Genomic DNA, 11327 nt, shown 5'->3' with positions numbered 1-11327 from the left:
TCGTCGCGGCATCGGGAGCGCCGCCCGCCGCGTCCTCGGCGCCCGGACGCTCGGCGGGGCCCCCGTCGGCAGAGCCCTCGGGGATCGGGGCCGAGTCGACGGGCGCGGCGACGACGTCCTCTGAGAGGAGGCGCGCGGCGTCGCGTTCGCAGTTGAGGACCTCGACCCCTCGGGAGGCGAAGGCGGGTCGGGCGAGGGTCCGCTCGGCGAGGTTCGCGAGCGTCGGGGAGGCGCCGAGGCCGATCTCGACGAGGCGCTCGACGCCGAGGGCCTCCGCGTCGAAGAGGAGGTTCTGCGTCTCGATCCAGCGGACCGGGGAGGCGAACTGCCAGGCGAGGAGCTCGATGAGGAGGGTCCGGCCGGTCCCGGGCCGATCCGCGAGGGCGCGCGGCCAGTCGGCGAGGAGGGATTCGACCGGCCCCGAGGGGGCGACCTCGAGGATCGCCCGGGCGAAGTCCTCGGTGATCGCGAAGGGCCGCGCGACGAGGTTGGGGATGTAGCGGCCGATGAGGACCTCGAGGTCGAGGTCGTCGGGGATGAGGGCCTCGAGCTTCTCGCGGAAGGGCGCGACGCCGGCGCGCAGGAGCTCGGAGTGGAAGGGCACGTCGATGCCGGGGATGAGCATGAAGGGGCGCTTGCCCCCGGCGGCGGCCGCGCGCGCCTCGGCGTCGCGCTGGAGGGCGTCGAGTCCGGCGACCGTGCCGGCGACGGCGTACTGCGTGTCGGCGAGGTTGTAGTTGACGATCTGGAGGAATTCCCCGGATTCGCGGGCGATCCCGGCGACGTACTCGCGCACGCCGGCGTCGTCGACGCCGAACTGGTTGGGGCGCAGGGCGCCGAGGCGGTAATCCGATTGGCCGTGCTCGTCGCGCTCGACGAGGTGGTGCATCGCGGATCCGCGCTGGTAGACGATCTCGAGGACCTTCTCGAAGGGGAAGATCCGCGCGCATGCGGCGAGCGCGTTGTACTCGCCGAGGGAGTGCCCCGCGTAGAAGGCCCCGGGGACGAGGGCGCCGCGCTCGCGGAGGTCCTCGGTCTGCGCGTAGGCGAGGGTCGCGAGGGCGACCTGGGTGAACTGCGTGAGGTTGAGGACGCCCTCGGGATGGCGGTAGACCCGGGAGCCGACGCGGATCTCCTTCGGGTTCTCGGCGACGATCGTGCGGATCGAGAAGCCGAGGCGCTCTCGGGTCGCGCGGTCGGCGCGCTCCCACACGGCGCGTTCGGCGGCGGAGGGGCGCTCGAGGCCCATGCCGGGGCGCTGGATGCCCTGACCGGGGTAGACGTAGGCGGTGCGGGGCGCTTCGAGGAGGGCCGTGGCCGTGGAGACGACCTCCCCGTCGACGCGGCAGGTCGCCTCGAGGACGGGGGCGGCTCCGGCGCGGCCGACGCGCTCCACGGTGATCTCGACCTCGTCGAGCAGGTCGACCATCCCGTGCATCCGGTACGACCAGGAGGCGATCCGCATCGGGGGCGTCGGGATCGAACGGATGACGCCGGGGCGGGCGGGCTCGTCGGGACCGAGCGCCCCGGCGGCCTCGATGAGGTGCTGGGCGGTCGCCGAGAGCCACATCCCGTGGACGAGCGGGGCCGACAGGCCCGACAGGCCAGCGGCGGCGACGGAGGTGTGGATCGGGTTGAAGTCGCCCGTGACATTCGCGAAGGCGGTCATGTCGGCGGGCGCCTGGACGCGGGCCCGGCGGACGAAGGAGCGGGGAGTGTCGGTGACGCCGCTCTCGGGCTCGATCGAGGGCGCGGGCGAGGGCGGCTGGGTCGAGGCGACCCGCCCGCGGATCGCGAAGCGCTCGGTGAGGCGCGCGAAGGGGGAGCCCTTGGCGGCCAGGACGAGTTCGACGCGGACGAGGCGGCCGGCGGAGGAGTCGGAGAGCTCGGCGCAGCGGGCCTCGACCTCGACGCGCGTGCCGGCCGCGGGCGGGGTGTCGTCGAGGCGGATCGTGTGGTCGAGGTGGACGGCGTTGACGAGGCCCTCGATGACGGGGACGCCCTCGTGGACCGCCGTGCCGAGGGCCGTGTAGATCGCCGGCCAGCAGGGGCCGACGAGGGCGTCGGGGACGATGCTCGCGGTCCGGGCGCGCAGGGCGGCGCCGGTGACGCGGGCGTGCGCGGGGCCGAGTTCGGCCGACAGGGTGAAGGAGGCGCGGACGGTGCCGAAGCCCTCATCGGGTTCGACGGAGGGCATCGCCTCGATGCGATCGCCGTTGACGCTCGTCGTCCCGACTCCAGCGGCGCCGGCGAGGAGGTCGTAGGCGGTGACGGAGAGGCGCTCCATGTCGACGACGGGCACGGCCCCGGTCGTGCAGGCCGCGGACACGAGGAGGGGGATCTCGATCTCGCGGACCGCGTGGGGCGCGGGCTCGGCGAGGCCGTCCCAGGCGGTCTCGCACTTCACGAGGACGGCGACCCGCTCGGGGTCGGCCTCATCGATGCGGATCTCGGTGCGCTCGGGCATGACGGCGGCGGGGTTGGCGACGATTGTGCCCGCCCATTCGATCGAAGGGATCGCGCGGACGAACTCGGCGAGGTCGCGGCAGTCGCGGTAGCGGGCGAAGACCGGGTCGGGCCGGGCCCCCTCTGCGGCGAGGGCGTCGACGAGAGCGGCCTCGAAGCGGGAGAGGAGCTCTCCGACGGGCTCGTCGACGCGGTCGATGCCGGCGACGGAGCGCGGTCCGGGGATGATGCGGACGGCGTCGGCGGGGAATCGGGGGTCCTGGGCCTGCCAGAGCGTGTCGGTGCCCCACCAGCGGGCGAGCTCGGCGTCGAGGACGGGGACGAAGGGCATCGGCTTGTGGTGCTTGCGGCACAGCTCGGGGAACCACGCGGCGTCGGAGGGGGCGACGCGGGTGGAGGCGGCGCCCGGGTGGGCGTCGAGGAGGCGCGCGAGCGCCGCGGGGGCGTTAGCGATCGCGTCGGCGTCGGGGAAGAGGGTGGGGGTCTGCCCGTGGTCGGCGTCGGCGAGGCGGGCCTCGATCCGGTGGAAGAGGTCGAGGACGCGGTCGGCCCAGGTCCAGTCGGCGTAGGGGAAGGAGAGTTCGACGACGCGGGCGGCCCACTGCGCGTAGGTCATCTCCTCGAGGTCGCCGAAGTAGGGTTTCGCGGTCGCGTCGAGGGCTGCGATGAGCTCGTCCTTGCGGGCGAGGATCGCCTCGGGGTCGCCGCCGAGCTCGTGGATGAGGCGGGAGGCGCGCGAGGAGGAGTTCTCGACCTCGTGCATGTCGGCGTCGAGGTGGGACAGGCCCGAGGTCATCCCGCCCTTCACCTGCCCGCGGCCGACCCAGCCCTCGCCCTCGACTCCGGGGGTGTCGACGAGGAGGCGTTTGACCTGCGGGGACGTCCTCGCTTCGAGGGTCGCCATCGCGGCGGTGCCGACGAGGACGGCATCGACGGGCATGCGCGGGCGCCCGTGGGCGAGGGCCCAGGAGCCGCTGAGGTAGGCGACCGCGTCCTGCGGGCGGCCGATGCCGCCGCCGACGGCGAGGACGACGTTCGGGGTCGAGCGGATGCGGGCGTAGGTCGCGAGGAGGAGGTCGTCGAGGTCCTCCCAGGAGTGGTGCCCGCCGGAGTGGCCGTCCTCGACCTGGAGGATGAGCTCGACCCCGGGGTTCGCGTCGGCGATGTCGAGGGCGCGCCCGATCTGCTCGACGGTGCCGGGCTTGAGGCAGAGGTATTCGAAGCCGTCGGCGCGCAGGCGCGCGATGAGGTCCTTCGCCTCGTCGAGGTCGGGGATGCCCGCGGCGATCGTCACCGCGTCGATCGGCGCGCCGGCGCGGCGGGCCTTCGGGACGATCCGCGTCGCCCCGAATTGGAGGTTCCACATGAAGCGGTCGAAGAACATCGTGTTGAACCCGGCGGTGCGGCCCGGTTCGAGGAGGCGCTCGAGGCCCTGGCGGTTCTCGGCGAAGACCTCCTCGGAGTACTGGCCCCCGCCCGCCATCTCCGCCCAGTGGCCGGCGTTCGCGGCGGCGGCGACGATCTCGGGGGCGACGGTCGTCGGGGTCATGCCGGGCAGGAGGATCGGCGACCTGCCGGTGAGGCGCGTGAAGGCGGTGTCGGCGCGGACGGAGCCGTCGGGGAGGGCGACGAGGCGCGGCGCGAAGGATTCCCATGAAGCGGGGGCGTGCGGGGCCGATCCGGGGGCGTCGAGGGCGGTGCGCGCGCGCCGGGTCGAGGCGTCGAGGAGGAGGGCGCCCGTGCCCGCGAGGAGGGGCTCGGTGAGGCGCCCGACCATCGGGGTGGGTCCGAGGTCGAGGAGGACGCGCGTTCCGGCCTCGAGTGCGCGGGCGACCTGCGCGGACCAGTCGGCGGGTTCGACGAGGATCCGGGCGGCGAGGCTGCGCGCGCGATCGGCGTCGATCTCGCGTCCAGCGGTGATGAGGGCGTCGACCCAGGAGTCGACGAGGACGAGGGCCTCGTCGAGGAGGGGGGAGTGGAAGGGGGCGCCGATGGGGAGCGGGTCGAAGACGGGGGTGAGCGGCGAGCCGCCGTGGAGGCGCTCCTCGAGTTCGCGGTTCGCGCTCTTCGCGCGGGCCTCGAGGGTGAGCCGGGCCCGGGAGAGCGCTTCGGGCCGACCGGAGAGGACGAGCGCTGCGGGGCCGTTGACGACCGCGATTCCCGCGTCCTCGATGTCGGCGATGACTTCGGCGACGAGGCCGTGCGGGAGGCCGCGGACGGCGAGCATGGGGGAATCCGCGCCGCCCGGGCGCGCTCCGAGGCGCTGGGTGACGGATTCGGCGGCCGCGCCGATGAGGAGGGACAGGGCGAGGACGGATCGGGCGCCCGGCTCCTCGCCGCGGATGCGGGCGCGGAGGAGTTCGGCGCCGAGGATCCCCTGGGAGTGGCCGAGGATCACGAGCGGCTCGCGGGTGAGGTCGAGGCCGAGGGCGTCGAGGTCGGCGAGGGCGCCGAGCTGGGCGAGGAGGATGCCCGGTCCGGAGACGGCCGGGGCGAGGTCGGCGGGGGAGTCGTCCGCCCCGGCGAGGACGGCCTCGAGCCGTTCGGCTGCGCCGGGGGCGGCGGTGAGCAGATCGAGGGCGATCGGCGCGACGAACTCGCGGGCTTCGCCGTAGGCGCGTCGGATGTCCTCGCCGGCGCGCGGGAGGGCGAGGGATTGCGCGAGGGCGGGCCGCCAGGCGGAGCCCTGACCGCCGAGGAGGAGGGCGAGGGGCGAGCCGAGGGCGTCGAGTGAATCGAGGGCGCTGGTCATCGTGTATTTCCGTTCTTCTTCGTGCGGGTCTGGTGGGGGTCCGTCACAGGGGGGCGTTGTCGTGGACCCTGGGGGAGTGGACGGTGCGGTCCTTGCGGGCGAGGAGGCGCAGCGAGGAGGCGATCGCCTCCCGCGTCCTCCCCGGTTCGATGAGGCCGTCGAGTTGGCCCCCGCGCAGGGAGAGGTTGGGGTTGACGGAGTGCTTCTCGTAGAGCTCCTGGTAGTGGGCGCGCTGTTCGGCGATGTCGCGGCCCTGCTGCCCGGCCTCGGCGAGCTGACGGCGGAAGACGATGTCGACCGCGCCCTCGGAGCCCATGACGGCGATCTGGGAGGCCGGCCAGGAGAAGCTGACGTCTGCGCCGAGGGACTTCGAGCCCATGACGATGTAGGCGCCGCCGAAGGCCTTGCGGATGATGACGGTGACGAGGGGGACGCTCGCGCTCGCGTAGGCGGTGATGAGCTTGGCTCCGCGGCGGATGATCCCGGCGCGCTCCTGTTCGGAGCCGGGCCGGTAGCCGGGGACGTCGACGAGGGTGACGACGGGGATCCCGAAGGCGTCGCAGAAGCGGACGAATCGGGCGGCCTTCTCCGAGGCGTCGACGTCGAGGGTGCCCGCGTCGACGGCCGGCTGGGAGGCGACGATCCCGGCGGGGCGCCCCTCGAAGCTCGCGAAGCCGATGAGGATCGAGGGGGCGAAGAGGGGTTGGACTTCGAGGAATTCCTCGTTGTCGGCGATCGCCTCGACGACCTCGACCATGTCGTAGGCCTGCTTGGGGGATTCGGGGACGAGGTCGCCGACGCGCGAGGCGTTCTCCGGTTCGCTCAGCCCGGGGTCGTAGGAGAAGATGGGCGCGGGCTCTGCGCAGTGGGAGGGGAGGTAGGACAGGAGGGTGCGCGCGTAGTCGAGCGCTTCGCTTTCGTCCTCGGCGAGGAAGTGGGCGACGCCGGAGACGGAGTTGTGGAGGTCTGCGCCGCCGAGGTCCTCGGCGGCGATGTCCTCCCCGGTCGCGGCCTTCACGACGGAGGGGCCGGTGACGAACATGTACGAGGAGGCCTTCGTCATGATGATGAAGTCGGTGAGGGCCGGCCCGTAGACGGCGCCGCCCGCGCAGGGGCCGAGGATGACGGAGATCTGGGGGACGACGCCCGAGCATTCGCTCGTCTTCTTGAAGATCCGCCCGTACTGGGCCAGCGCCGTGACGCCCTCCTGGATGCGCGCGCCCCCCGAATCGAGGAGGGCGATGATCGGGATCCGCAGGGAGAGGGCGCGGTCCATGAGGCGGAGGATCTTGTCGCCCTCGACCTGGCCGAGGGTGCCGCCCTGGACGGAGAAGTCCTGGGCGTACACGGCGACGGGCCGCGAGTCGATCGTGCCCGCGCCCGTGATGACGGCCGAGCCGAGGGCGCCCTTGTCGATGTCCCCGCCGGCGAAGCGGTCGAGTTCGGTGAAGGAGCCCTCGTCGAGGAGTTCGCCGATGCGTTCGCGGGCGGTCAGCCTCCCGTGGGGGTGCTGGCGGGAGCGGGCGCGCTCTTCGGCGGCTTCGACGACCTCGCGGTTGCGGGCGGCGAAGTTCTCGCGGGAGACGGCGGCGCCCTCCTCGGGCCGGTCCTGCGCTCCCGCTGCCGGGAAGTCGTTCGCTTCGGTCATCGCGTCTCCTCTTCGGCTTCGACGAGGACGAGGAGGTCCCCGGCTGTGACGGAGTCCCCGGCGGCGACGCGGATGTCGGCGATCCTCCCGCCCCGGTGGGCGAGGATCGGCTTCTCCATCTTCATCGATTCGAGGACGAGGACGAGGTCCCCCGCTGCGACGCTCTGTCCGACTTCGACGAGGACGCGGACGACGGTCGCCTGGATCGGTGCGCGGAGGGCGGGGCCGGAGTCGGCGGTGCCCCGCTCCTCGCGGCGTCCGCCGCGCTTGCGGAGGTGCTGGGTACGGGCCGGTCGGTCGAGGGGCGCTCCGCTCCTGCCGGTGAGCTCGAAGAACTCCCGGGGGAGGCGGAGCGTGGTGCGGCGCCCGTCGAGTTCGATCGTGAAGGACTCCATGTCCTCCGGTTTCGCGCCTTCGCGCGCGCCCCGGGCGGGGCGCGCGGGGGAGGGGCCGGAGTCGGCGAGTTCGTCGAGGATCCTCGATTCCTCGAACCACTTCGTGTGGACGGCGAAGGGGCTTTCGCCCTTCGGCCACCGTTCGGCGGGCGAGTCCGCCGAGCCGGGGAGGGGAGGGCGGGCCGCGGGCGAGTCCGGGCCGCAGAAGTCGGGGTGGGTGATGATCTTCTCGATGAGGGGGACCGAGGTCGGCAGGCCTTCGAGTGAGAACTCGCCGAGGGCGCGTCTCAGCCGCGCGAGTGCGTCGGCGCGGGTAGGGCCGGAGACGATGAGCTTTCCGATGAGGGAGTCGTAGTCCGGGCTGATCGCGTCGCCGGGGCGGATGAAGGCGTCGACGCGCACTCCGGGGCCGCCGGGCCAGGAGATCCGCGAGATCCGGCCGGTTGCGGGCATGAGCCGGGCGGCCGGGTCCTCGGAGGTGATGCGGACCTCGAAGGAGTGGCCGCGTGCGGGCCCGGGCGGGGAGAGGGGCAGTCCGGCGGCGATGCGGATCTGCTCGGCGACGAGGTCGAGGCCCGCGACCTCTTCGGAGACGGTGTGCTCGACTTGGAGGCGCGGGTTGACTTCGAGGAAGTAGACGCTCGAGTCCTCGCCGACGAGGAATTCGCAGGTCCCGACGCCGATGTAGTCGACGGCCTCGAAGAGGGCGCGGGAGTGGGATTCGAGGGCGCGTTCGACGGCGGGCGGCAGGTGCGGGGCGGGCGCCTCCTCGACGAGCTTCTGATTGCGGCGCTGGACCGAGCAGTCGCGGGTCGTCACGACTTCGAATCCGCCGTGGGCGTCGCGGGCGCACTGCGTTTCGACGTGCCGCGCCCTCGTCACCATCTTCTCGACGAAGCAGCCGCTCAGGGGCGCGGAGCCGAGGAGGATGTCGAAGTGGCCGAGGACGTCGTCCTCGGAGTCGAAGCGCGTGATTCCGCGCCCGCCGCCGGCGTCGGCGCGCTTGACGAGGACGGGGTAGCCGGAGCGGCGCGCGAAGTCGAGGAGCCGGTCGCGGGCGGCGTCGGGCCGGGTGGGCAGGGGCGCTCCGGGGATGACGGGGACGCCGGTCTTCGTCGCGATCGCGCGGGCGGAGATCTTGTCGCCGAGGGAGCCGATCGCGTTCGCGCTCGGGCCGATCCACACGAGCCCGGCCTTGCGGACCGCGGCGGCGAAGTCGGCGTTCTCCGAGAGGAAGCCGTATCCGGGGTGGATCGCGTCGGCCCCCGACTTCTTCGCCGCCGTGAGGATCGCCTCGATCGAGAGGTAGGTGTCGGCGGGGGCGGATCCGCCCAGGGCGAGCGCTTCGTCGGCGAGGTCGCAGGCGAGGGAGTGCATGTCCTGGTCGGAGTAGACGGCGACCGAGGCGAGGCCGAGGTCGCGGGCCGTCCGGATGATGCGGACGGCGATCTCGCCGCGGTTGGCGATGAGGATCTTGCGGATCGGGCGTTTCGCGCGGCGTTTGAAGAGGAAGCTCATGGGCGGTCTCCTCGGGTCGGTGCGGGCAGGTCGACGTCGCCCGCGGTGATGGTGAGGCGCCGCCCTCGGGCGTCGAGGGCGAGGAGGGCGCCGTCGGCGGCGAGGCCGTCGGGGAGGATCGGCAGGGGTGGGCGTCCGGGGAGGCGCAGCGTCGTCCATTCGCCGAAGGGGAGGAGGCGGGAGGTGCAGGCCTCGTGCCAGGAGGAGGGGTCGGCGGCGAGGAGGGAGGCGAGGGCGGTGATGATCGAGGGGAGGATCGACTCGCGCGCTTCGGAGGGGGTCTCGCCTTCGAGGAGGGGGATTGCTCCGGCGCCTTCGCCCGCGCTTTCAGGCGCCGTCTCGAGGTTGACTCCGATGCCGACGCCGATCCGGTGGAGCCCCGTGGTCGGGTCGGCTCCGAGGTGCTCGCAGAGGATCCCCGCGACTTTGCGGCCGTCGATGAGGACGTCGTTCGGCCATTTGAGGATCGGGGAGGGGCCGCGCGCTTCGAGGGCTTCGGCGACTGCGATCCCGGCGAGGAGCGGGGTCCATGAGAGGTGGTGCTCGGGCGTTTCGACGAGGATCGCCGTGAGGATCGAGGAGGAGGCGTCCTCCCATCTGCGGCCCGAGCGTCCGCGGCCCGCTGTCTGGTGGTCGACGAGGATCGTCGTGAAGGGGGCGAGTCCTTCCTCGGCTTCGGCGCGCGCGAGGACGGCGAGGGCGGAATCGACCTCGCCAAAGCGGCGGAGCGCGCAGCGGGCGGGGGAGTCGGGGGCGGTGTTCATCGGGTCCCACCCTGGGGCGCGTCGCGGGGGTGCGCGAATACGGTTCCGTATATTCGGCGGGATCCTGCGAAAAAGTTCAGTATTTGAACTACCGCGGAATCTCAAGGGGTGAGAGGCGTGGAAGGGGATCCGCTTCCCTGGGCGCCCCTCCCGCCCCGCTCAACTGCGCGGGCGCGAGGAGGCGTAGAGGATCGTGAGGACGACCTCGAGGATCTCGCGCGCCGCAGAGGACTTCGCCCCGGCTCGCGGGGCCGGGGATGCGGGCTCCTCGGAGCCCCGGGGCCGGTCATCGGCCCCGACCCGCCTGGAGGCGGAGAGCCTCCAGCCCGCGATCGCAGAAGCGCGCAGGACGACGCCGATCACCGAATGCGTGAGGGCCCGCCGCGAGGAGACGAGCTCGCGGCCCGCCGCAGACAGGATCGTCACGAGGACCAGGCCGAGTTCGTCGACGAACTCCTCATTGATGCCGCTGAATCGCTCGGCCCATTCGGGGTCGCGGATCGAGCGGAGGATGAGCTCGGAGTGAAGGAGGAAGAGGTCCCGCTCGACGCCGATCGCGTCGAGCGCCTCGAAGAGGAGGTTCTCCATGAGGAGCGCCTCGGAGTCGCGATCCCCGTCTGCTCGGGCGGGCGCGGATTCGTCGCCCGAGGCGCTCCAGCGCTCGACGGTCGCGCGGAGGCGCTCGATGAGGCCCGCGTACTCCTCCTCTGCGAGGGCGGCGAGGAGGGAGTCCTTCGAGGAGAAGTTCGAGTAGAAGGCCCCGCGGGTGAAACCGGCGGCCTTGCAGATGTGCTCGAGCGAGGTCGCCTCCATGCCCTCGTTGATGATGATCCCGCGCGCGGCTTCGATGAGCCGGTCCTGGGTCTGAAGTCGATTGCCCACGGCGTCCCCCTCGGATCGGTGCTGCTCGTCGTGTTGATCGTAGAGGCCCCTCGTGGGCTCCGCCCGGGCTCGTCCGCGCGGCGCCGATCCTCCCTGTTCCCTTCCGGTCGGGAGGCTCTCGGCGGGTACGGCGGGGACTCGCTCCCCGTCATCGGCGGTCTGCGCGCGAGTCCGTCGGCTTCCCCGGTGCGCTTTCAGGGCGCCGCCCAGAATCGCTCGATGCGCTCTTGCAGGTAGGGGGTCAAGAGATCGATGAAGCGCTCGCGCGGCATGGAGGCGATCGGTTCGAGTTTCACGATGTAGCGCATCGATGCGATCCCGTACATGGTGCCCAGGGTGAGGGCGATCTGCTCGCCGAAGCGCTCGTCCGCTCCGAGGTAGTCGCCGACGAGGTCGATGATCTCGGTGCGGATGTACGTGCGGAAGCGGCGCGAGGTCGCGGCATCCGTCAGCAGCGCGCGCATCAGGGCGAAGAGGGTGTCGGCTGTGAGCTTCTCCTCGTAGATCGAGATCCCGTATTCGAGGAGGCGCCGGGCCGCGCCCTCGGGACCCGGGGCGAGCAGGCGGATGACTTCGGCCGCGGGGTCGAGGGGCAGGTCCATGCATGCGCGGAAGAGTTTCTGCTTGGAGCCGAAGTAGTAGGAGACGAGGGCGGGGTCGCATTCGGCGCGCCGGGCTATGGCGCGAACCGTCGCCCCGTCGTATCCGCGTTCGATGAACTCCTCCCGGGCGGCGGTGAGGATCCGGGAACGGACTTCGCCCCGGGCGGCGGCGGGGCCTCTGTGGCTTGAGCCGGAGGAGCGGGTCCTCGAGGCGCCCGCACTTCGAGAAGCCGCCCGCTTCAGAGAGTCGGCGGCGATTTGCGTCATCTGGATCTTCTCCTAATGAGTGCACCGGGTTTC

General features: G+C 72.5%; 6 protein-coding genes. All 6 read right to left on the bottom strand.

Features of this window, described 5'->3' with window-relative positions; genetic code table 11:
* A partial coding sequence (locus ACQY7V_RS09350) for a fatty acid synthase subunit beta domain-containing protein (protein ID WP_428639973.1) occupies positions 1 to 5218 on the bottom strand: 5218 nt, incomplete at its 3' end.
* Positions 5219 to 5261: 43 nt separating this feature from the next.
* Positions 5262 to 6866 (bottom strand): acyl-CoA carboxylase subunit beta, encoded by a 1605-nt coding sequence (locus ACQY7V_RS09345; protein ID WP_428639970.1) that lies wholly within the window; start codon positions 6864 to 6866, stop codon positions 5262 to 5264.
* Entirely contained in the window at positions 6863 to 8779 is a 1917-nt protein-coding gene (locus ACQY7V_RS09340; protein WP_428639968.1) for a biotin carboxylase N-terminal domain-containing protein, read from the bottom strand. Before ACQY7V_RS09340 ends, ACQY7V_RS09345 begins: the two co-directional genes overlap by 4 nt.
* Positions 8776 to 9543, bottom strand: coding sequence for a biotin--[acetyl-CoA-carboxylase] ligase (locus ACQY7V_RS09335; RefSeq protein ID WP_428639965.1), 768 nt, complete (start codon positions 9541 to 9543; stop codon positions 8776 to 8778). The genes ACQY7V_RS09340 and ACQY7V_RS09335 overlap by 4 nt, the downstream gene beginning before the upstream one ends.
* A gap of 159 nt (positions 9544 to 9702) precedes the next feature.
* On the bottom strand, positions 9703 to 10425 hold the full coding sequence (locus ACQY7V_RS09330; protein ID WP_320835923.1) for a helix-turn-helix domain-containing protein: 723 nt from the start codon (positions 10423 to 10425) through the stop codon (positions 9703 to 9705).
* A gap of 194 nt (positions 10426 to 10619) precedes the next feature.
* Positions 10620 to 11294, bottom strand: coding sequence for a TetR/AcrR family transcriptional regulator (locus ACQY7V_RS09325; RefSeq protein ID WP_235361495.1), 675 nt, complete (start codon positions 11292 to 11294; stop codon positions 10620 to 10622).
* Between the last annotated feature and the right edge of the window lie 33 nt (positions 11295 to 11327).

Origin of the sequence: Schaalia sp., assembly GCF_050312375.1 — a bacterium.
Classification (GTDB): domain Bacteria; phylum Actinomycetota; class Actinomycetes; order Actinomycetales; family Actinomycetaceae; genus Pauljensenia; species Pauljensenia hyovaginalis.
The sequence above is the reverse complement of the archived record's forward strand: the minus strand, read 5'-3'. Positions and strand labels throughout refer to the sequence as shown.